The organism is Streptomyces sp. NPDC025721 (assembly GCF_055558595.1).
This window is the reverse complement of record NZ_JBVHMF010000023.1, coordinates 63096-83143: the sequence shown is the minus strand read 5'-3', so window position 1 is coordinate 83143 and position 20048 is coordinate 63096. Positions and strand designations below refer to the sequence as shown.

The 20048-nt window shown below is 71.6% G+C and carries 18 protein-coding genes, 1 tRNA gene and 2 pseudogenes; 8 read left to right on the top strand and 13 right to left on the bottom strand.

Going from position 1 to position 20048, the window contains the following annotated elements; translation table 11 throughout:
• The first annotated feature begins 92 nt into the window (after nt 1–92).
• Together ACZ4EF_RS27465 and ACZ4EF_RS27460 are read left to right on the top strand one after the other, a co-directional pair.
• Complete coding sequence (locus ACZ4EF_RS27465; RefSeq protein ID WP_467347974.1) at nt 93–668, top strand: MarR family winged helix-turn-helix transcriptional regulator; 576 nt, start codon at nt 93–95, stop codon at nt 666–668.
• A 322-nt stretch (nt 669–990) separates the two neighbouring features.
• On the top strand, nt 991–1665 hold the full coding sequence (locus ACZ4EF_RS27460; RefSeq protein ID WP_033174884.1) for a Crp/Fnr family transcriptional regulator: 675 nt from the start codon (nt 991–993) through the stop codon (nt 1663–1665).
• A gap of 80 nt (nt 1666–1745) precedes the next feature.
• On the opposite strand, the gene ACZ4EF_RS27455 is transcribed toward ACZ4EF_RS27460, so the two are convergent.
• The 11 genes from ACZ4EF_RS27455 to ACZ4EF_RS27405 all read right to left on the bottom strand — a co-directional run bounded on the left by ACZ4EF_RS27455 (nt 1746) and on the right by ACZ4EF_RS27405 (nt 13688).
• Nucleotides 1746–2705, bottom strand: coding sequence for an alpha/beta hydrolase family protein (locus ACZ4EF_RS27455; RefSeq protein ID WP_391041556.1), 960 nt, complete (start codon nt 2703–2705; stop codon nt 1746–1748).
• A 3-nt stretch (nt 2706–2708) separates the two neighbouring features.
• Nucleotides 2709–4001 carry a kynureninase gene (gene kynU, locus ACZ4EF_RS27450; protein ID WP_467506732.1) on the bottom strand — a complete coding sequence of 431 codons (1293 nt, stop codon included), beginning with the start codon at nt 3999–4001 and terminating at the stop codon, nt 2709–2711.
• Nucleotides 3994–4830, bottom strand: a complete 837-nt coding sequence (locus ACZ4EF_RS27445) for a tryptophan 2,3-dioxygenase family protein (RefSeq protein ID WP_401851871.1) — start codon at nt 4828–4830, stop codon at nt 3994–3996. Before ACZ4EF_RS27445 ends, kynU begins: the two co-directional genes overlap by 8 nt.
• 450 nt (nt 4831–5280) lie before the next feature.
• Nucleotides 5281–6039, bottom strand: a complete 759-nt coding sequence (locus ACZ4EF_RS27440; protein WP_467506730.1) for a DUF3152 domain-containing protein — start codon at nt 6037–6039, stop codon at nt 5281–5283.
• Nucleotides 6040–6329: 290 nt separating this feature from the next.
• On the bottom strand, nt 6330–6743 hold the full coding sequence (locus ACZ4EF_RS27435; protein WP_355346204.1) for a DUF3151 domain-containing protein: 414 nt from the start codon (nt 6741–6743) through the stop codon (nt 6330–6332).
• Nucleotides 6744–7024: 281 nt separating this feature from the next.
• Nucleotides 7025–8047 (bottom strand): class II fructose-bisphosphate aldolase, encoded by a 1023-nt coding sequence (gene fbaA, locus ACZ4EF_RS27430; RefSeq protein ID WP_355346207.1) that lies wholly within the window; start codon nt 8045–8047, stop codon nt 7025–7027.
• A gap of 334 nt (nt 8048–8381) precedes the next feature.
• Complete coding sequence (pyrE, locus tag ACZ4EF_RS27425) at nt 8382–8924, bottom strand: orotate phosphoribosyltransferase (protein WP_355346210.1); 543 nt, start codon at nt 8922–8924, stop codon at nt 8382–8384.
• A 29-nt stretch (nt 8925–8953) separates the two neighbouring features.
• Nucleotides 8954–9757: an aldose epimerase family protein gene (locus ACZ4EF_RS27420; RefSeq protein WP_355346213.1), complete on the bottom strand. Its 804-nt coding sequence runs from the start codon at nt 9755–9757 to the stop codon at nt 8954–8956.
• A 23-nt stretch (nt 9758–9780) separates the two neighbouring features.
• The gene (locus tag ACZ4EF_RS27415) at nt 9781–10953 is read right to left on the bottom strand and encodes a CoxG family protein (protein WP_467506727.1); all 1173 of its coding nucleotides are present in this window, start codon (nt 10951–10953) and stop codon (nt 9781–9783) included.
• A 317-nt stretch (nt 10954–11270) separates the two neighbouring features.
• A complete protein-coding gene (locus ACZ4EF_RS27410) occupies nt 11271–12875 on the bottom strand; it encodes a polyamine aminopropyltransferase (RefSeq protein WP_391041565.1) in 1605 nt (534 codons plus the stop codon).
• Between the two features lie 288 nt (nt 12876–13163).
• Nucleotides 13164–13688, bottom strand: coding sequence for a DUF2617 family protein (locus tag ACZ4EF_RS27405; RefSeq protein ID WP_355346222.1), 525 nt, complete (start codon nt 13686–13688; stop codon nt 13164–13166).
• A 426-nt stretch (nt 13689–14114) separates the two neighbouring features.
• On the opposite strand from ACZ4EF_RS27405, the gene ACZ4EF_RS27400 reads away from it, so the two are divergent.
• Together ACZ4EF_RS27400 and ACZ4EF_RS27395 are read left to right on the top strand one after the other, a co-directional pair.
• Nucleotides 14115–15272, top strand: a complete 1158-nt coding sequence (locus tag ACZ4EF_RS27400) for a pyridoxal phosphate-dependent aminotransferase (protein ID WP_467506725.1) — start codon at nt 14115–14117, stop codon at nt 15270–15272.
• Between the two features lie 758 nt (nt 15273–16030).
• Nucleotides 16031–16104 (top strand) — tRNA-Ala (locus tag ACZ4EF_RS27395).
• 81 nt (nt 16105–16185) lie between these two features.
• Here the strand turns inward: ACZ4EF_RS27395 and ACZ4EF_RS27390 are convergent.
• Both ACZ4EF_RS27390 and ACZ4EF_RS27385 read right to left on the bottom strand, forming a co-directional pair.
• Nucleotides 16186–16728: a DUF6368 family protein gene (locus tag ACZ4EF_RS27390; protein ID WP_467506723.1), complete on the bottom strand. Its 543-nt coding sequence runs from the start codon at nt 16726–16728 to the stop codon at nt 16186–16188.
• A 129-nt stretch (nt 16729–16857) separates the two neighbouring features.
• Entirely contained in the window at nt 16858–17367 is a 510-nt protein-coding gene (locus ACZ4EF_RS27385; protein WP_467506721.1) for a DUF4259 domain-containing protein, read from the bottom strand.
• A 48-nt stretch (nt 17368–17415) separates the two neighbouring features.
• Between ACZ4EF_RS27385 and ACZ4EF_RS27380 the strand changes: the two are divergent.
• From ACZ4EF_RS27380 to ACZ4EF_RS27365, 4 genes and pseudogenes are all read left to right on the top strand, one after another.
• Nucleotides 17416–18375: pseudogene (locus tag ACZ4EF_RS27380) on the top strand (ISAs1 family transposase).
• 712 nt (nt 18376–19087) lie between these two features.
• Nucleotides 19088–19348 (top strand): ribbon-helix-helix domain-containing protein, encoded by a 261-nt coding sequence (locus ACZ4EF_RS27375; RefSeq protein ID WP_467506719.1) that lies wholly within the window; start codon nt 19088–19090, stop codon nt 19346–19348.
• Nucleotides 19345–19791 carry a type II toxin-antitoxin system VapC family toxin gene (locus ACZ4EF_RS27370; RefSeq protein WP_467506717.1) on the top strand — a complete coding sequence of 149 codons (447 nt, stop codon included), beginning with the start codon at nt 19345–19347 and terminating at the stop codon, nt 19789–19791. The genes ACZ4EF_RS27375 and ACZ4EF_RS27370 overlap by 4 nt, the downstream gene beginning before the upstream one ends.
• A 15-nt stretch (nt 19792–19806) precedes the next feature.
• Nucleotides 19807–20001 (top strand): annotated as a pseudogene (locus ACZ4EF_RS27365) (aminotransferase); the annotation flags it as partial.
• Nucleotides 20002–20048: the final 47 nt, after the last annotated feature.

Here is a 20048-nt window from a genome sequence, read left to right as displayed (position 1 = left end):
CCGCGTCCCCTCCCGCTCGGCCTCGCCGAATTCATCGGTATGATGCCGATATTAACACGTGCATCGTACCGATATCTGGATCTGGAGTGGCCGTGGCAGGGACCGCGAAGGCAGAGGGGACCGAGGGGACCTCCGCCGCGCTCGATGTGATCGAGCATCAGACCGCCGTGCTCGTCAGGAATTTCGAGCTGTTCTACCGGCGCACCGACATCCACGACACCCTGGACCGGGCCGAGTACCTGCTGCTGCGCACCCTGGCCGGGGGCGGCCCGCAGGACATCAACTCGCTCGCCGCCGCGCTCGGCCTCGACCCCTCGACGGCCGGTCGCCAGGCGGCAGCGCTCCAGGCCCAGGGCCTGGTCGCCCGCTCCCCCGCCCCCACCGACCGGCGGCGCAGCATCGTCACGCCGACCGCCGAGGGGCTGCGGCGGATGGAGGAGGTACGCGCCCGGCGCGCGGAGAGCCTGGCGGGACTGCTCGACGGCTGGACCGAGGAGGAACGACGCACGCTGGGTGCGATGTTCACCAAATACAACCGGTCGGTGGCCGCGCGCTTCCTGACGACGGCGCCGGGGACGACCGCGTCGGGGACCGCCCACGAGGGCGCCCACGAGGGCACGTCCACCGCGGCGCAGGCACCGGCGCCTGAACCGGTGCCGGTGCCGTAAATCCGCGAAGGTCCGGTAAACCCGCGCCGACGCGGGCGTTCGAGCCGTCCGGCGCGCAGGAATTCGTACGAAATTCGTACGGCCGTGCGCGAAGGGCCCACTCCGACGCCCCAGCCGTTATGTTGTTCGCTCATAGCGGAATTCGGCTCAGGGGCCACCCGTTCGGCCCTTCCTGAGCCGTTTACGGACCCCGATCGGACCCCCAATCGGACCCCCGGAGCACGGCTACGGGCCTGGATAAGACATCCTTGTGATTGATCGCACTGTTTGAGACGTCATGCATCATGGGGAAATCCCAGCGATGTCGACAAGGAGAGAGCTCGTGGACGACGTTCTGCGCCGTGCCCCGCTTTTCGCGGCGCTCGACGACGAGCAGGCCGCTGAACTGCGCGCCTCCATGACGGAGGTCACGCTCGCGCGTGGCGACTCGCTGTTCCACGAGGGTGACCCCGGGGACCGGCTGTACGTCGTCACCGAAGGCAAGGTCAAGCTGCACCGCACCTCGCCCGACGGCCGCGAGAACATGCTCGCCGTGGTGGGCCCCGGTGAGCTGATCGGCGAGCTGTCGCTCTTCGACCCCGGCCCGCGCACCGCCACCGCCACCGCGCTGACCGAGCTGAAGCTGCTCGGCCTGGGCCACGGCGACCTCCAGCCCTGGCTGAACGTACGGCCCGAGGTCTCCACCGCCCTGCTGCGCGCCGTCGCCCGCCGCCTGCGCCGCACCAACGACGTCATGTCCGACCTGGTCTTCTCCGATGTCCCCGGCCGCGTCGCCAAGGCGCTGCTCGACCTCTCCCGCCGCTTCGGCGTGCAGTCGGAAGAGGGCATCCACGTCGTCCACGACCTCACGCAGGAAGAGCTGGCCCAGCTCGTCGGCGCCTCGCGCGAGACCGTCAACAAGGCCCTCGCGGACTTCGCGGGCCGCGGCTGGCTCCGCCTGGAGGCCCGCGCCGTGATCCTCCTGGACGTCGAGCGGCTGGCCAAGCGCTCCCGCTGACGCCCTCGGCACCGCACGCACACGAAGGCCCCCGCCCGGTCGAACCGGGCGGGGGCCTTCGCGCTGCCGGGCGGCCCCGGCTACCAGGCGAGTTGGGCGATCTCGTCCGCGACGGCCGCGCAGGCCGCCGTGGACGGGTCGATCAGCGGGAAGTGGCCGGTGCCGGGCAGCCACGCGGCGACGACCTCCTCGCCCGCGACCGCCGCGGCACGGGCGAAAGCCTGGCTGACCTGCGACGGAACCTCATTGTCAGTGGTGCCGTGCACGATGGTTGTGGCGATACCGGTGGGCAGCAGCGCGGCGGGGTCGGCGTCGGGCAGACGTGCCGTCAGGTGCTCGGGTCCGCCCAGCAGGTCGACGACCGCGCCGGAGCAGACACCCAGCCGGATCGCAGAGGTGAGGTCGGCGATCGGGGCGAGGGCCACGACACCGCGTACGGGGGGAGGTGAGGGGCGGTGCCAGGGGGATTCAGGGGGCAGGACATGACGGGCGGCGGCCCACAGCGCGAGGTGGCCGCCCGCGCTGTGGCCGGTCAGGACGGTGCGGCGGGGGTCGACCACGTCGGCGCCGAGCGCCCGCACGGCGAGCGCGGGCAGCGCGTCGAGGGCGGCGGCCACGTCGTCGAAGGTGTCGGGCCAGCGCCCGGCCGGTGGCAGCGCGTCGGGCGCGGGGTCCGAGCCGTCGCGGCCTTCCTGCGGCGCCTCAAGGGCCGGGCCGCGGCGGTATTCGACCGACGCGACGGCGTAGCCGTGGGTGGTGAGGTGGGCCGCGAGCGGCGAGACGTGGGCGCGGTCGTGGGCGGCGCGCCAGGCACCGCCGTGGAAGAGGGCCACCAGCGGGGCCGGACGGCCGGTGGGGGCGCCCTCGGCGGGGGCGGGCCGGTAGAAGTCGACCACCTGGTCGGGGTGGTCGCCGTAGGACGCGGTGGCGTCCGGCGGCACCGGAGCGTGGCCGAACGCCGACGCCTCCTCGGCCGCCGCCCGTCGCCCGGAGGCGGCATCGGCGGCGGGCGGGGACGTGGAGGGGTCGGCAGCGGACATCGGTTACGTGGTCCCTTCGGGTACGTCGAGCGGGTCGGTTTCCTGCGGTACGGCGGTGGGTCGGGCCGCGACGGGCGTGCCCGGTCCGCCGGCCAGGACGTCGGCCAGTACGCGGGCGGCGCGCAAGGCGTCGGCGTACCGGGTGTAGAGCGGTGTGAAGCCGAAGCGCAGCACGTCGGGGCGCCGGTAGTCGCCGACGATGCCGCGCGCGGTCAGCTCGCGCATCACCTCGCCCGCCCCCGCGCAGCGCAGCGAGACCTGGCTGCCGCGCTCCGCGTGGTCGGCGGGTGTGATCGGCTCGGCGCGCCCGTACGGCACCAGCGCGGCCACGCAGTCCAGGAAGAAGTCGGTCAGCGCCAGGCTCTTGGCCCGCACGTCCGCGACGCCGACACCGTCCCAGACGTCGAGCGCCGCGTCCAACGCGAGCAGCGACAGGATCTCCGGCGTGCCGACCCGCCCGCGGGGCGCGCCGTCCGCCGGGGCGTACTCCGGGGCCATGCCGAACGGGTCGGCGTGCGAGTTCCAGCCCGGCAGCGGCGAGTCGAAGCGCGGCTGAAGCTCACGCCGCACATAGAGGTACGCGGGCGCGCCGGGCCCGCCGTTGAGGTACTTGTACGTGCAGCCGACCGCGAGGTCCACGCCGTCCGCGTCGAGCGCGACGGGCAGCGCGCCCGCGCTGTGGCACAGGTCCCAGACCGCGAGGGCGCCCGCCGCGTGCAGGGCCGCCGTGACGGCGGACAGGTCGTGCAGCCGACCGGTGCGGTAGTCCACGTGGTTGACCAGCGCCACGGCGGTACGGTCACCGGCCGCGTCCGCGATCTCGGCCGCGTCCACCGCGCGCACGGTGTGACCGGTCAGCCGGGCCGCCGACGCGGCGATGTAGCCGTCCGTGGGGAAGGTCGCCGCGTCCACCAGGATCTCGGTGCGGTCGGCGGGCGCCATCCGCACGGCGGCGACCAGCGCCTTGAAGACATTCACGCTGGTCGAGTCCCCGACCACGACCTGCCCCGGCGCGGCGCCCACCAGCGGCGCGATCCGGTCGCCGATCCGCTCGGGTGCGGTCCACCAGCCGCTCTCCTCCCAGGACCGGATGCGCAGCTCGCCCCACTCGCGGGTGACGACGTCGCTCAGCCGGGGCAGCACGGCGGTGGACAGCGCGCCCAGCGAGTTGCCGTCCAGATAGACGGTGTCGTCCAGCACGAAGCGGTCCCGCACCGCGGCCAGCGGATCGGCGGCGTCCAGCGCGTCCGCGCGGTCCTGAAGGGCGGCATCCCGTGCCGCGACGGCCTCAGACATGGCTGCGCGCCGTCCACAGCTCGGGAAAGACGTTCTTCGTGGCGCGCTTCTCCAGCCAGGCCACCCCCGCCGAACCGCCCGTGCCCGACTTGGCGCCCATCGCCCTGCGCGTGGCCACCAGGTGGTCGTTGCGCCAGCGCCAGACCAGCTCGGCGACATCCGTCAGGGCCTCGCCGAGCCTGATCAGCTCGGTGTCCTGGTCGGCATCCGCGTATACGCTCTGCCACGCCCGCTCGACCTCCGCGTGCGGCTCGTACCGCAGCGCCGGGTCTCGCTCCAGCACCTCGGCGGGCACCGCATAGCCGCGGCGGCTGAGCAGCCGCAGCACCTCGTCGTACAGGCTCGGCTCGGTCAGCGCCTTCTCCAGCTCCGCGTGCGCGCTGGGGGTGCCCCGGTGCGGCACCAGCATCGACGCGGACTTGTCCCCGAGCAGGAACTCCAGCCGCCGGTACATCGCCGACTGGAACCCGGAGCCCTCACCGAGGGCCGACCGGTACGCGTTGAACTGCGCGGGGGTGAGATTGGCGATCGGTTTCCACGAGGCGTTCAGCGACTCCAGCTCCGGCAGGCTGCGCCTGAGCGCCGCCATCGCCGTCGGCAGGTCGTCCTCCCTGAGCGCCGCCGCCGCGGTGGTCCATTCGTGGACCAGCAACGTGAACCACAGCTCCATCACCTGCGTGGTGACCAGAAAGGCCATCTCGCCGGGCTCGTCGGACAACGGGTGCTGCAAGTGGGTCAGTACGGACGCCTGCACGTAGTCCTCGTACGGCGTGCTGCCCTCGAACGAGAGGTTCGGGGTCGCCGCCTCATCGGTCGGTGCGTCGGACATGGTCTTACCTCCAGAAGCGGACCCGGGATCACCGGGCTACGCCGAGATCATCTGCGGTGCGGCCCAATCCGGCAAGGCCCGGCTCCCCCCAGGGTGCCCCTGCGCAAGGGCCACCGCCCCTCCGGCACCGCTGCGCAGGCGGGTTCGCCGGTAGCCATGGAGCCGAAGGGCGCGCCGGTGTCGAAAGCGACGATGAGCAGGGAGCGAGGAACGAGCGACCGTCGAAGAGGACCGTCGACACCGGATCTAAGCGCCCGGAGGCGGAAGGGCGGCAAAAAAGGGGGAAGGACGGTGAGCCTGCGCAAGGCGGCTCCCCCGCACGTCCCACCGCCACCCCGACCTCACCCAAGACGGCTCCCCCGCACGTCCCACCGCCACCCCGACCTCACCCACGACGGCTCCCCCGCACGTCCCACCGCCACCCCGAGCCAACGCCAGAGGGATCACTCCTCACTCCACCGCCGGACCTCCCACGTACGTCCCCTTCGGGTCGTACGGCCACTCGTTCGCTCGGCACCCGTTCAGGCCCTTGATCTGCTGCATCATCACCGGGGCCGGCTTTCCCGGGCCCGGGCAGCCCTCGTGGCCGTGGCCGATGCGGTGGCCGACCTCGTGGTTGATGATCAGGGCGCGGTAGCCCTCGATGGGGCCCTTGAACTCGGGGGAGCCGAGCAGCCAGCGCTTGAGGTTGACGACGACAGTGGAGCCGACGTCGCAGTTGACCTCGCCGCGGGTGAGGAGACCGGCGGCGCCGCAGATGTCGTCGACGGTGTCGGGGGTGGCGATCTTGACGACGAAGTCGGCGCGGCCGGAGGAGACGAGCTGGAAGCCGTCGTGGCCGTCGGCGGTCCAGCCGCGGGGGTTGGCGAGGATGGCGGCGATCTCGTGGGCGGCGTCGGCGGCGGACAGGTCGATACCGCCTTCGACCTCGACCTTGTAGCGGCGGATGGTGCCGTGTCCCGTGGCCTTGCCGCTGGCGTCGGCGGTGCTGAAGCGACCGGTGCCGGAGACGGGCACCTTCGGCGGCTCCGCCTTGTCCCTCGCGGACGGCGGAGTGCCGCCCCCGGTGTCACCGTCACTGCCGCTAGCGTCGCGGGCCGGTGCCGTGGTGGCGCCGAGGCCGTGGTCGATGGCGGCGGCGGAGTCGACGTTCCTGCCGTGGTTCCAGGTGGCGTACCCGACGCCCGCGGTCACCATGATCAGTCCCACGGCCAGGGCGGAGCCGACTATCGCGGCGCGGCCCCTCGTCCGACGTCGGCCCGGTTGACGGCGTGGCTGTGCCAAGACTCCCCCTGCGCTGGCGCAGCGGTCGTCGAGGCCCCGGCTCCCCGGCCGGTCGCACCCCGTGCTGCGTGTGGACAACCGGATCAGAATCGCACATTGATACGGGGGCTGAGGCGTCGGTCCGCCCTTGTGGCACGACTGCGACAAAGCACGTTCCCCCTGGTGAGACCCAGGGGGAACGCGAGGGAAACAGGAAGAGAAGGGCGGGCCGGCCGTCAGGTCAGGGTGTCGGCGGCGGTCGGCGAGCTGTCCCGCAGGAAGACCGTGCAGCGCTCGTACTCGTCCTGCTCGCCGATCGCCTGGGCGGCGCGGGCCAGCGCGTGCAGGGCGCGGAGGAAGCCGCGGTTCGGCTCGTGCTCGAAGGGCACGGGACCGTGGCCCTTCCACCCGGCGCGGCGCAGCGAGTCGAGGCCGCGGTGGTAGCCGGTACGGGCGTAGGCGTACGACTCCACGACGCTTCCGGCCTCGAAGGCGTCGTCGGCGAGCTGCGCCCAGACCAGCGAGGAGGCCGGGTATTTCGCCGCGACCTCGGCGGGCGCGGTACCGGAGGCGAGCAGTTCGCGCGGCTCCGGGTCTTCGGGCAGATGGGTCGGGGCGGGTCCCCCGAGCAGGTTCTCGTTGATGGCCATGCGTTCCAGTCTGCCCGAGCCCCCACCGTAAAGGCCCCCGGCAGATGCCAGGGGCCTTCGGCGGCGAGCCCGCAACCGCGCGGGGAGGCCCGGAGGCCGCCCGCACACGCAGCCGTACGAGGGCCGCCAACGTCATGCGGTCCGTCCCGGAACCCGTCCGGAAGCCGGCCCTGTGCAGTACGCCGTCCCGGAAACCGTCCGGAAGCCGGTCCCGTCCGGAAGCCGGTCCCGTCCGGAAGCCAGCCCTGTGCGGAACGCCGTCCCGGAACCTGTCCGGAGGACTACTTGCGCTTGTTGCCCGCCGACCGCAGGTTCTCGGCGGCGACGACCACGCGGGCGGCCATGCCGGCCTCGGCAGCCTTGCCCCAGACGCGGGGGTCGTAGGTCTTCTTGTTGCCGACCTCGCCGTCGACCTTCAGGACGCCGTCGTAGTTGCGGAACATGTGGTCCGCGACGGGCCGGGTGAAGGCGTACTGGAGGTCGGTGTCGATGTTCATCTTGACGACGCCGTTCTCCAGCGCCTCGTTGATCTCCTCGAGCGTGGAGCCCGAGCCGCCGTGGAAGACGAAGTCGAAGGCGTTGGCCTTGCCGTACTTCTGGGCGACCGCGTCCTGGAGCTCCTTGAGGATGCCCGGACGCAGGACGACGTTGCCCGGCTTGTAGACGCCGTGGACGTTGCCGAAGGAGGCGGCCAGCAGGTAGCGGCCCTGCTCGCCCAGGCCGACGGCCTCGACGGTGCGGTAGGCGTCGTCGACGGTGGTGTAGAGGTTGTCGTTGATCTCGTGCGAGACGCCGTCCTCCTCACCGCCGGTCGGGGTGATCTCCATCTCCAGGATGATCTTGGCCTTGACGGCCTCGGCCAGCAGTTCCTTGGCGATGGCGAGGTTGTCGTCCAGGTTCTCCGCCGAGCCGTCCCACATGTGGGACTGGAACAGCGGGTCGCGGCCCGCGGCCACGCGCTCCTGCGAGACCTTCAGCAGCGGACGCACGTACGCGTCCAGCTTGTCCTTGGGACAGTGGTCGGTGTGCAGCGCGACCGTGATCGGGTACTTCTCGGCCACGATGTGCGCGAACTCGGCGAGCGCGACCGAGCCGGTCACCATGTCCTTGTTGTACTGACCGCCCAGGAACTCCGCGCCGCCCGTGGAGATCTGGATGATGCCGTCGCTCTCCGCCTCGGCGAGGCCGCGCAGCGCGGCGTGCAGGGTCTGCGACGAGGTGACATTGATGGCCGGGTAGGCGAACTTGCCTGCCTTCGCCCGGTCGAGCATCTCGCTGTAGACCTCGGGGGTTGCGATGGGCATCGTGTCCGCTCCTCATGATCTGCGGGTGGTCCTGCTGTGGCCTTACTGGCGTGGCGACGTCTTTGTCGCCCCCATCTTCCCAGACTCGAACGGATACACCACCTCCGTGCACACCCAGTGGACGACGGCCTCCGGAGTGTTTCACGTGAAACACTCCGGAGGCCGGAAAAACGCAGGTCAGAGCCGGTCGAAAGCGCTCAGGACCCGGTCGGGGCAAGCTCGGAGCCCGCTCAGCGCCGACTCAGGACCGACTCAGGACCGGCTCAGGACCGCGACACGGCTGCGCGGCTCAGGCGGCTCACGCAACTCAGGCGGCTCGCGCGGCTCACGCGACTCAGGCGAGGCCCAGGTCGTCCAGCGAGTACGCGGCCAGGTACGGCAGTCCCGCGTCCGCGATCGCCCCGGCCGCGCCGCGGTCCACGATGACGGCGACGGCCACCACCTCGCCGCCCGCCTCCCGTACCGCCTCGACCGCGGTCAGCGGCGAACCGCCCGTGGTCGAGGTGTCCTCGACCACCAGCACGCGGCGGCCCTTGACCTCGGTGCCCTCGATTCGGCGCTGCAAGCCGTGCGCCTTGTTGGCCTTGCGGACCACGAACGCGTCGAGCCGCTGCCCGCGCGCCGCGGCGGCGTGCAGCATCGAGGTGGCCACCGGGTCGGCGCCGAGCGTCAGCCCGCCCACCGCGTCGAAGTCCAGTTCGGCGGTGAGGTCGAGCATCACCTGTCCGGCGAGCGGCGCGGCCTCGCCGTCCAGGGTGATCCGGCGCAGGTCGACGTAGAAGTCGGCCTCGAGCCCCGAGGAGAGGGTCACCTTGCCGTGCACCACGGCCTTGTCCTTGATCTGCCGCAGCAGCGCGTCTCGCGTCTGGTCACTCATGCCGACCAGTATCCCGGCAGGCCGGGGGCTCAGCCGATCCGGTGCCAGGTCCACTCCGTGCTGATCTCCAGCGGGTCGATCGGGGTGACCAGGCGGGGCAGGGTGTTGAGGCCGTTCGGCGGGCCGGACTGGGGCTCGACGCAGACCGCCTCGGTCGGCTCGGTGTAGACGACCGCCCATTCGGAGGGGCTGGTCACCCGGACCGTCATCTCGCCGGGCCAGGTGAGGGTGATGTCCACGCCGTCGGGCATGCCGAAGCAGTCGTCCCAGGGGCCGGGCCTGGGGTCGACGCGGTTGCCGTTCGGCAGGTGGTTGTCGCCGCGCTCCTCCTGCCAGGCGGCGGTGAAGGCCAGTTCGACGTCCTGGCCGCCCTGGCCGAGGTTGCGCAGCCACCACGGGTGCCAGCCCGCCTGCGCGGGGAAGGAGTCGCCGGACGCGTCGGCCTCGACGCTGAGCGTCAGCTTCACCGAGTGCGGGGCCAACTCGACGGTGTGCGTCACCCGTCCGGGGTACGGCCACGGCTCGGCGAGGTCGAAGTAGTACGCGGCGGTGGTCTCGGTCGCGGGCGCGGCCTCCTGCCAGGCGGTGTGGCGCCCGGTGCCGTGGATGGCGTGTGGGGGCGCGTCGACGGGGAGTTGATGGGTGACGCCGCCGTTGCGGAACACCCCGTTCTCCGTACGGCCGCACCACGGCACCATCAGGAAGGCGCCGAATTTGTCTCCCTGGCGCAGGAGTTCGGTCCCGCCGACCTTCAATGAGGCGATCCGGCAGCCGTCGTGGGGCCGCAGGATCAGTTCGGCGTCGCCCGCCGTCAGCTTCGTCTCGTTCGACACGGAACGAGAGTAACCGGGCTGTGTTACCTGCGGCGTCGCAGCACCCGGCCGACGACCACGGCGGACGCGACGAGAGCCGCGGCGGCGGGGGCCGCCCAGCGCAGGGTCGCCGCCGCGGAGGTGGCGTCCGGCGCGGGTACGGGCGCGTAGCGTCCGCGCGGCGGCGCGTGGTCGACCTCCTCGGCGCTGCGGCCGATCATCGTGCGGCGGGCGTGCGCGGCCTCGGCGGGCGGCACCAGGTCGTCCAGCGCGGCGGCGCTCTCCGGGACCTCCACCTCGACCTCGACCAGCTCGAAGTCGTCCAGGTCGGACGGCGGGGCGGGCTCGCCGAGGTCGTCCACGACGTCCGCCTCGGGCTCGGCGGGCTCGGCGTCCTCATCGGAGTCGGCCTCGGCGGAGTCGGCGGCGGTGTGGGTGTCGGAGGTGTCGGACTCCGTGGTGATCCGGGGGTCCCCGGCGGGCGTGTCGGCGGCGTCCTCCGCGGTGTCATCAGCGGTGTCAGCCGTATCGCCAGCGGTGTCAGCGGCTTCCTCGGCCGCGGCGTCCGCCGCTCCCGCCTCGGCGCCCGGCTCGTCCGGCCGCTCCGACGATTCCACCTGCTTCAGCGATTCCGCCCGCTCCGCCGATTCCGCCCGCTCCGAGGCCGCCCCTGCCTCCACGACCGGCACGATCGTTTCTTCGACGGTCACGTCCGAGGGCGCCGGGTCGGGGGCCGTCTCCTCCTCCGGCGCGTGCGCCGCCAGGTCCGCGGAGAAACGGTCCAGCAGCCGCCGTACCGCCGCTTCCACGACGTCCGGCTCGTACGACGCCAGGCGGCCCTCGGCCTGGGCCGCGCCGCGGAAGATCAGCAGGGCGCCCGGCTCCGGGTGCGTGGCCTCGGCCACGACGATCTCCAGCGTGGCCTTGACCGTGCCCGTACCGCGCACCTCCGTACCGCTCGCCTCCGCCGCGAAGGGCGACGAGGCGCCGGTGACGCGGACCGTGCCGCGGTAGGTGATCGTGGAGCCGCCCACGCGCAGCCGGAGGCGGCCCGCGGCGCCGCCTTCCGGCGCGGACCCGTCAGCCCCGTCGGCGCCGTCCGCGGCGCCGGACGCGTCCGGCTGCCAGCCGGGCAGGCTCGCGGTCACGCGCGCGGGGCTGCGCAGGGCGTGGCCGATGCGGGTGGGGCTGACCGGGACGAAGACCTCGTGCTCCATGCGGCGGAGCCTACCCACCGGGACGGTGCCACGCGGCTTCGCGGGCGGAACTTTTTACGGGCATACGTGGCACGCGGCCCGGGCCCGTACGGACGCGCCCGCCGCCGTACGCCACCGCCGTACACCCGCGGGCCCGGGCCCGTACGGACGCGCCCGCCGCCGTACGCCGCCGCCGTACACACTCCCCCTTGTGCACACGCCCGGCGCCGTACGCCCGTCCCCCTGTCGACGCGCCCGGCGCCGTACATCCGCCCCCGCACCCGTACGCGGGCGTCCCGTCCCCTTACGCCACCCGGCGTCCCCGCCGGCCGGCCGTCTCACCGCACCCTCGGGCGCAGCAACGTCGAGGCCGGGAGGGACTCGGTGGGGCGGCCGGCCAGCGGGGCGGCGGCGGCCTTGCGCAGCAGCGCGGGGGTCAGCCAGAGGTCAGGGGGGTGGCGGGGCGGGAGGGCGATGGCGGGGGTGGTGAGGCCGGACAGCACGAAGCCCCAGTTCGTGGCGGACGGCGGCACCGAGCCCGACCAGCGGTCGGGCCCCGCCTGCGCCCCGCACGTGCGGCCGGTGATCCAGTACGGCGCCGTCCGCAGCCCCACCGCCCGCAAGGTGGCCTCGATGGTCCAGAAGGTGTGCGTGGAGGCGCTGGGCGTGCCCGCGTGGACGGCGAGCCGCCCGCCGGGGGCCAGCGTGCGCGCGGCGAGCCCGTAGAACTCCTCCGAGTACAGCTTCGCGCTGCGCGAGATCCCCGGGTCCGGCAGGTCGGCGATGATCACGTCGAACGGTCCGCGCCGCTCCTCGCGCAGCCAGTCGAAGGCGTCGGCCGTGACGGCGGTGACGCGCGGGTCGTCGTACGCGTGCCGGTTGAGCGCGGACAGGCCGGGGTCGGTACGGGCGAGGCGGACGAGTTCGTCGTCGAGGTCGACGACGGTGACGGCGCGGACCCCGCTGTAGCGCAGCGTCTCGCGCAGGGCGAGGCCGTCGCCGCCGCCGAGGATGAGGACGCGGCCGTGCGGGCCGTTCATCGCGGGGTGCACCAGGGCCTGGTGGTAACGGAATTCGTCCGTGCCGCAGACCCGTAGCCGTCCGTCCAGGAAGAGTTGGAGCGGGGCTCCGGTCCTGCCGCCGCCGGTGAGGACGATCTCCTGCACGGCGGTCTGCTCCGCGACGCGCACCTGTCCCCCGTACACCGCGTGCCGCGCCGCCGCTTCGAAGGGCCCGGCGGCAGCGGCGGCGGCGCCGAGCACCGCGAGCACGGAGACGTTCGCGGCCAGCAGCCACCAGCGGGTGCGGGCGGACAGGTCGCCGCGGAAGAGCCACAGCACGGTCGCGCCGCCCGCCACCGCGTTGACCACACCGGTGGCCAGCGCGCCGGTCAACTGCCCGAAGTGCGGCAGGAGAAGGAAGGGGAAGGCGAGGCCGCCGACGAGCGCGCCCACGTAGTCCGCGGCGAAGAGGTCGGCGACGGCGCCGCCCGCGTCCTGCCGCCGGATCCGCTGGACGAGCGTCATCAGCAGCGGTACCTCGGCGCCGATCAGCACGCCGATCGCGAACGCGCAGCCGATCATGGCCAGTCGGGCCTGTCCCGCCCACGCGAAGCAGGCGTAGAGCGCCATCACCGACAGCCCGCCGACCAGCGCGAGCGCCGTCTCGACGGCGGCGAAACCGGCCGCGGCCCGTATCCGCAGCCGCTTGGCGAGCAGCGAGCCGCAGCCCATCGCGAAGACCATCACGGAGAGGATGACCGACGCCTGGGTGACGGAGTCGCCGACCAAGTAGGAGGCGAGCGCGACGAGTTCGAGCTCGTAGACCAGGCCGCAGGCGGCGCAGACGAAGACGGCGGCCAGGACCAGCGCGCGTGCGGCGCCCGCGGCCACGGGAAGCCGCAGGTCGAGTGGTGCCGCGGTGCGGCCTGGCTGGTCGATCATGAGTGCACGCTATGTCAGTCCGGTGGCGGCACAAGTCACCCACAGGGGTGTAATCAGGGGCGGTTGACGGCGCTTTCGCGGACCGCACCGGCGCACGGGGGTACGGGTGCGGCGCACGGTGTGGACGTATGTGCCGTCGGCCGTACGGGCGTTCGTCCGTCGGTGCGTACGGAGGTACGGTTCGTGCCCCGGACCGCCCGCGTGCGGGTGCCGCCGACGTACGTCCGTACCGCACGGGTCGGGAGGCGCGGCTCCGCGCGGACCGGCGCCGTACGCCCCAACACCCCTTCAAGGAAGGGCGTTCACCCGGGTCCTGGTGGTCACCAGCCGTCCCTCCTGCGGGTACGCGTGCCAGGTGCGCCACCGCACGCTGCCCTCCGCGCACTGCACGAGCATCGCGGTGAAGGCGTGCGGGTCGCCGGGGAAGGTGCCCGCGAGGCCGTTGGGGTGGTCGGCGACCAGGGCGAGCAACTCCTGGGCGCGGCCCGCGAAGGAGCCCTGCGACAGCGTCTCGATCCGGGCCGCGAACTCGTAGTCCCAGCCGCCGACCCTGCGTGCCACGCCGAACGGCAGCGGCGCCTGGCTGCCCGGCATGCACGCGACGGTCTCCGAACACCCGCCGTCACGACCGGTGTCGACCAGTACCTGGTGGGACGCGCCGAGCAGCCGCATCTGGACCTTGGCCCGCAGCCCGCGCGTGTCGCCGACTTCGAGGTCGAGCACGGCGAGCGCGGGCAGCGGGTCCTTCCCGAGACACCACGCGAGGTCTCCGGCACGGGTGTCGGTGTAGGCGGTCTGGAGGGTGGTGAGCATGGGTCGGCTCCGCAAGCACGCAGTGGATGATGGGCCGACCCGCGTCTGACGGAGAGACGCGGCGGCTCGGTGCCCACGTGGGGTCCGGTAGATCCGAGAGCTACGGAATCATGAAACTCGCGCCGTCCTCAGCGTTTTTACCCATCTGTGCGTACTTTCCATCCCTTGGAGCGCTTAAGGGCTCACGTGTTCACTACGTCGTTCCCACACCGCTTCCGGGCGCGCCCGGCGCACACCCCCGGCGGCGGACGCCGTACGGTACGGAACCCGGGACGCGTCCCGGTACGGTCCCCGTACGGTTCCGACGGAGAGTGGGTGCGGGAAATGGGCGGGCGGGAAGCGGGCGGGCGGGAAATGGCCGGGCTGGGAGCAGACGGGCGGGAAATGGCCGGGCTGGAAGCGGGCGGGCTGGAAGCAGGTGGGCGCATGCGGGACAGGCCGCTGCTGAACCGCCGCCTCGACGGCCTCGGTACGACGATCTTCGCCGAGATGTCGGCACTGGCCCTCTCGACCGGCGCGATCAACCTCGGCCAGGGCTTCCCCGACACCGACGGTCCCGAGTCCGTACGGGAGGCGGCCGTCCGCGCCCTGCGCGACGGCCGCGGCAACCAGTACCCGCCGGGCCCCGGCGTCCCCGAGCTGCGGCGCGCCGTCGCCGACCACCAACGCCGTTTCTACGGGGTCGACTTCGACCCCGACACCGAGGTCCTGGTCACCGCGGGCGCCACCGAGGCCATCGCCGCCGCGATGCTCGCCCTGCTCGAACCGGGCGACGAGGTCATCGCGTTCGAGCCGTTCTACGACTCCTACGCCGCCTGCATCGCCATGGCGGGCGCCGTCCGCGTCCCCCTGACCCTGCGCGCCCCCGACTTCCGCCCCGACCTCGCCGCCCTGCGCGCCGCCGTCACGCCTCGTACGCGGCTGCTCCTCCTCAACTCACCGCACAACCCGACGGGCATGGTCCTCACCCCCGCCGAACTCACCGAGATCGCCGCCATCGCCGTCGACCACGACCTCCTCGTGGTCACCGACGAGGTCTACGAGCACCTCGTCTTCGACGGCGTCCACACCCCCCTGATCTCCCTCCCCGGCATGCGCGACCGCACGGTCTCCATCTCCTCAGCGGGCAAGACCTTCTCCTTCACCGGCTGGAAGGTCGGCTGGGTTACCGCCTCCGCTCCCCTCCTCGCGGCCGTGCGCACCACGAAGCAGTTCCTCACCTACGTTGCCTCGGGCCCGTTCCAGTACGCCATCGCGGAAGCCCTCCGCCTCCCGGACGCGTACTTCACCGCTTTCCGCGACGACCTCCAGGCGAAGCGCGACCTCCTGGCCGACGGCCTCACCGCGGCCGGCTTCGAGGTCTACCGCCCCCAGGGCACGTACTTCATCACGACGGACATCGCGGCCCTCGGCGAGAAGGACGCCCTCGCCTTCTGCCGCTCACTCCCCGAGCGCTGCGGCGTGGTCGCCGTCCCCAACTCCGTCTTCTACGACGACCCCGACGCCGGCCGCACCCAGGTCCGCTTCGCCTTCTGCAAGCGGCAAGACGTCCTCAAGGAAGCGGCAGCCCGCCTCCACGGATAGCAGCTCACAGCTGTAATGCAGGGTCCGGGTGGCGGCAGAGAGTCGTCCGCCCGGTTGCTGAACATCCCCACTGCCAGGGCAGCGGTTCACTGAGGCTTCGTCGGCCACACGTCCGGCGCTCTGGCCGACCGGCGGTGCGGGGCCTCTGCCGTGCGCAAGTGGGCTGCAAAGGCGAGGCCCGTGACAGTCGAGACGTAGGCTGGTCCACAGTGCTTCCTCACTCGGCGCCGTATCGGCTGGCAGGCCAGCGGCGCCGGGGTAGATCGTTTAGGGCGGTCGTCATGCGCTCCGGCGGGTGGTGCTCCAACGCCACAGGGCCGGGCGGCCGTCGGTCGGAGGTCTGGCTCCCTCCAAGCGGCGGATGACAACAATGATCCGCAGAAAACACGTTTTGCCTGACGGCATTTTCCGGGCTACAAAGCGGACCGGAACACCACACCCTCAGTCGGCCCTCTCCACGACCCCACCGTCTCCCGCATCCATCCCATGTCTCCTCGCTCGCCATCGGCACGACTCGTCAGCAGGAGAAACCCGGTCCTCGAGCCCCCGCGCCGGAGCCGACAGTCCCACACGATCAGGAGCTGGGTCAGACCGGAAATCCGTGATAGAAGCCGATGGCGCAGCCCCGACGGGCTTCGTTCACGTCCGGCGGCCCCGACTCAGCCTCCGCAGGCTGGCCGCACCGAGCGATCCACCATCACGCTCGAATAATTCGGGAGCGGTGGAGTGCAGGTGGCTCGTACGATCGCGAGCGGGATGGGGCTCGTAGCGCAGTGGTCGTCGCGCCTTCACCGCATGTGGGAGGACGCCGGTTCGAATCCGGTCGGCCCCATCCCCTTCCTGCGCGGGATCGGTCTCCTTCCGATCAGCGAAGCTGGGGGCACCTGGGGTCCGGGAAACGTCATTTTCCCGGCTACTTCAGGAGTCGGAAGCCGGGCTGTTGTACCCACGCCCTGAGGAAGTCGGCTGAGCCGTACGCGGCGAGCCACGGATCGGTCACCGTCGCGACGATGCCCGGAAGGCCGGTCACGATCGGTACCTGGTCCTCCCGTAGTTCGACGTTGGCGATGCCGCCGATCACGTCCATGACGGCGGCGGTCAGCAGAGCCGCCACGACATGGTCGACGGGACTGTTGCAGAACGCGACGACATCGACGGCGTGGGTCGGAGCGAACCCGATAAGAGGTTCCTGGTCGACCTCATCGGCGTGTTCGGCCTCGAAGACGACCTCGTCGCCGATACCGGATCCCACGAGGGAGACCAAGATGGGCCGACGTCCGTCTTCGCCCGAGGTGTCCGTGACACCAAGGCTCTCCGCGCGGATGTGCACGTTGTACTCGCCCAGCCGCGTCTCCTCAAACCCCACCGAGGAGCGAACCAGGAACTCGCGGACCCGCAGGATTGCCGCGTGCGACGGGGCCTCAGCCAATTCGATCACCACCACGGGTCCGCTCATGGCTCGGAGAGTAGCCAGGTGGGATCGCCGTCCCCAACGAATTACTCAGCGTGCCGGCTCCTCAAACCCGGGCCAGGCCGGGAGCCGATCGTGGCCCACCTCCCACGGTCCGTGGGTATACGTCACCGGTCAGATCCCGAAAACGGCCTCTTCTTGCGGCGGTACCGGAGGGTCGAGGACATCACGGAGGCGGGTGATGTCCCGGTGCCACTTCCGCCCTTCCGCAACGTCGTCCCACAGCTCTGCGATTTCCGACGACTCAGCCACCACCTGGTCCAGGGCTTCGACAGCGAGCGTCCGGAGTTCAGCCGAAAGCCCTGGCAACGGCTCCGACGGACTGTAGTTCGAACACGCGGGTCGGCCGCCCGGCTGCCGCGCGACGACCAAGGCTGCTGCGGCAACGGCTCGCTCGGCGTCAGGGGTCTCCAGGAAATCCGTGACATCGGCAGCGCGCTTGAGGACTCTGCGGATCATGGGCTCGCGCTCCTCCAGCGCCGCCTCGTCCAGGTCGCCTCTCGCAGTGGCCACCGACAGCCGAGCCTGGAGCGTGCCTGCGCCACACAGCAGGCGGCGGGAGGCCATCGATTGGAGCACACGGGCTATTCCCTCGACATCGCGCAGCGCAACGGCATCGCGCATGACCGCATACGGGAGATCGCGACAGCCGTTGTCGGGGTACTCCTCTGAGTGCTCCAGCAGGTACAGCGTGCATGCGCCCCGTCCCACGCCACCCTCACCCGGCTCCTGGCCGCCCTCGACGGCGATGCCCTGGACGCCGCGATCGGCGCCTACCTGGCCGAACGCGGCCACACCGATGCCCGCGCCGTCAGCTCGGCGCCCAGGGCGGCGATCGCGGTGGACGGCAAGGCGCTGTCCGGGTCCGCGCACCGCAGGCAGCGCCACCGGCACCTGCTGTCTGCAGTCACCCACGCCCCCGCCGTCACCTTGGCCCAGGCTGAGGTGGGGGCCAAGACCAACGAGACGGCCGCCTTCCGACCGCTGCTCGAACCACGCGAACTGACCGGCGGCGTGGTCACCTTCGACGCCCTGCACAGCGTCAAAGGCCAGGTGCGCTGGCTGGTGCCAGGAGAAGACATCGCGGTGATCAAGGGCAATCAGCCGACCGCGTCGGCCCAGCTCAAAGCGCTGCCATGACAGAAGGTGCCCGTGGCGCACACCGTCTCCCAGGCCGAACACGGGCGGAGGGAGTCCCGCTCGCTCAAGACCATGGCCATCGCGGCAGACCTGGGCGGGATCGCCTTCCCCGAAGCACGGCTGGCACTGCGCGTCCACCGGCGCCGACAGGAGTCCGGCAAGCGACAGACTCGGGAGACCGTCTACGCCGTCACCAGCCTCGACACCCACCAGGCCAGCCCCGCCTACCTGGGCGGATATGTCCGCAGGCACTGGGCAATCGAAAACTCCAGCCACCACGTCAGAGACATGACCTTCGCCGAGGACGCCTCCACCGTCCACACCGGCAGCGCGCCACGGGCGATGGCCTCCTTGCGGAACCTGGCCATCGGCAGGCTACGACTGCTCGGAGCGGACAACATCGCCAAGACCACCCGAGCGATCCGGAACGCACCCGAACACGCCCTCTGGATCTGGGGCATCACCGACAACCCACCCCGACACGGAACTTGAATCCGCCCTGGCAGTCGGCTGCCTGTCGGTTGAGGCCGACTGCGTGGTGATCACGCACCGAAGCCGTCGTCTGGGGCGTCGGCTTCCGGAGGCGTGCACTCATGGGTGGAAATTCCAGCGGCCGGCGCTGTCCGGAAGGGTGTCGGAGCCGGCCTCTGTCCGCAAGGTGAAGGTGGTCCCCGTCGACTCCACCTGTAGAGCCAGCTGTCCCGACGGCTGATGGACTGTCACTGGAACGAAGCGGCAGCCAATCGAGTCGAGCTCCGCTGTGACCTGCGCGTAGGTGAGGGATCCAGCGGACGTGGCGAGTGACTTCGTCTCTTGGACAGGAAGTTCGATGGCGTCTCGCCAGGCCTGCACGGTGATCACCGTGACGCGGCGGCAGCGGCACACGCAGAACTCGGCGTCTCCGTAGGAGAACAGGTGGGGCCAGAGAACAGGCACGTGATTGCGCCGTGCAGTGCCATGTGACTGACCCGTTCCCGGGCGGCGTGCCCACGAGGTCCGCCGCTCCGGGGCCACCAGCGGCCCGTCCAGCAGCCCGGGTATGTGTTCCCGCCCGGGTGGAAACTCCTCCAGCGCGTGCCAGGGCACCCCGGCCCCCAGTCATCCATGGCCCGGAGGCCAGGGGACGCGTTTCGCAGCTAGGCGCTGCTTAACTGTGCCGCCAGTCGACGTGCACCATTCGTGGTACATGGACTACTCTTGGTACATGTCTATGAAGCGCACCAACGTCTACGCCGACCCGGAAGATCTGGCGATCATCAAGGAAGCCGCCGCCCGGCGCGGGGTCAGTGAAGCCGAGATCATCCGGCAGGGCATCCATCTCGCAGCCATGGCGAACCGCGTCTGGGACGAACCGCTTTTCTCCCGCACCTTTGAAGGTTCGGGGCGTACTCCTTCCAAGGACGACGTCCGCAACGCGGTCACCGACGGCGTCCGGCGCGAGGGCAGCTCCGAGGTCACGGCGTGATCATCGTCGTCGCCGACGCATCGGGCCTGCTGGCCGCGCTCGACTCCACGCACCCGGAACACCAGGGGGCCAACGAGGCGATCATGGCTGCCGGACTCCTCGTGATGTCCCCACTGCTGCTCGCCGAGATCGATCATGTCGCGACCCGCGAGCTGGGACGGGAAGCGGCTGTCAGCGCGATCGACGACATCCGGCGGTGGATGCGGACAAGCCGGATCGTCGTGCCGGAAATCACCGAGGCTCACCTCTCAGCCGCACAAACGCTGCGCGCCCGGTATACCGCGCTCAGCCTCGATCTCGCCGACGCCGTGAACGTCGCGCTCGCTGCCGAGTACGACTCTGACGCCGTTCTCACGCTCGACCGTCGGGACTTCCGTGCCGTCCGCCCATTGAGCCGGCACAAATCCTTCCGCATCCTGCCCGACGACCTACCGCTGCAATGAGTGCGTGAAAACGGCGTGGGCTGGGTGACGGGGCCGCGGGAGCTGGTGGCCGCCGTCCGCACGACGAAGCAGTTCCTCACCTACGTCGCCTCCGGGCCCTTCCAGTACGCCGTCGCCGAGGCCCTCGCCCTGCCCGACGCCTACTACGCCGACTTCGCCGCCGACCTCCGCGCCAAGCGCGACCTGCTGGCGGCGGGCCTGCGCGACGCCGCCGACTGCCTCCGCACGGCATTCAACAGCTGAGCGGGGCCGGGCTG

Excerpts from the sequence above, each read along its gene's own strand:
- ACZ4EF_RS27455 (WP_391041556.1), bottom strand. The coding sequence starts at position 2,705 with ATGTCCGCTGCCGACCCCTCCACGTCCCCGCCCGCCGCCGATGCCGCC.
- kynU (WP_467506732.1), bottom strand. The coding sequence starts at position 4,001 with ATGTCTGAGGCCGTCGCGGCACGGGATGCCGCCCTTCAGGACCGCGCG.
- ACZ4EF_RS27445 (WP_401851871.1), bottom strand. The coding sequence starts at position 4,830 with ATGTCCGACGCACCGACCGATGAGGCGGCGACCCCGAACCTCTCGTTC.
- ACZ4EF_RS27435 (WP_355346204.1), bottom strand. The coding sequence starts at position 6,743 with ATGGCCATCAACGAGAACCTGCTCGGGGGACCCGCCCCGACCCATCTG.
- fbaA (WP_355346207.1), bottom strand. The coding sequence starts at position 8,047 with ATGCCCATCGCAACCCCCGAGGTCTACAGCGAGATGCTCGACCGGGCG.
- pyrE (WP_355346210.1), bottom strand. The coding sequence starts at position 8,924 with ATGAGTGACCAGACGCGAGACGCGCTGCTGCGGCAGATCAAGGACAAG.
- ACZ4EF_RS27415 (WP_467506727.1), bottom strand. The coding sequence starts at position 10,953 with ATGGAGCACGAGGTCTTCGTCCCGGTCAGCCCCACCCGCATCGGCCAC.
- ACZ4EF_RS27410 (WP_391041565.1), bottom strand. The coding sequence starts at position 12,875 with ATGATCGACCAGCCAGGCCGCACCGCGGCACCACTCGACCTGCGGCTT.
- ACZ4EF_RS27405 (WP_355346222.1), bottom strand. The coding sequence starts at position 13,688 with ATGCTCACCACCCTCCAGACCGCCTACACCGACACCCGTGCCGGAGAC.
- ACZ4EF_RS27400 (WP_467506725.1), top strand. The coding sequence starts at position 14,115 with ATGCGGGACAGGCCGCTGCTGAACCGCCGCCTCGACGGCCTCGGTACG.
- ACZ4EF_RS27390 (WP_467506723.1), bottom strand. The coding sequence starts at position 16,728 with ATGAGCGGACCCGTGGTGGTGATCGAATTGGCTGAGGCCCCGTCGCAC.
- ACZ4EF_RS27385 (WP_467506721.1), bottom strand. The coding sequence starts at position 17,367 with ATGCGCGATGCCGTTGCGCTGCGCGATGTCGAGGGAATAGCCCGTGTG.
- ACZ4EF_RS27375 (WP_467506719.1), top strand. The coding sequence starts at position 19,088 with ATGTCTATGAAGCGCACCAACGTCTACGCCGACCCGGAAGATCTGGCG.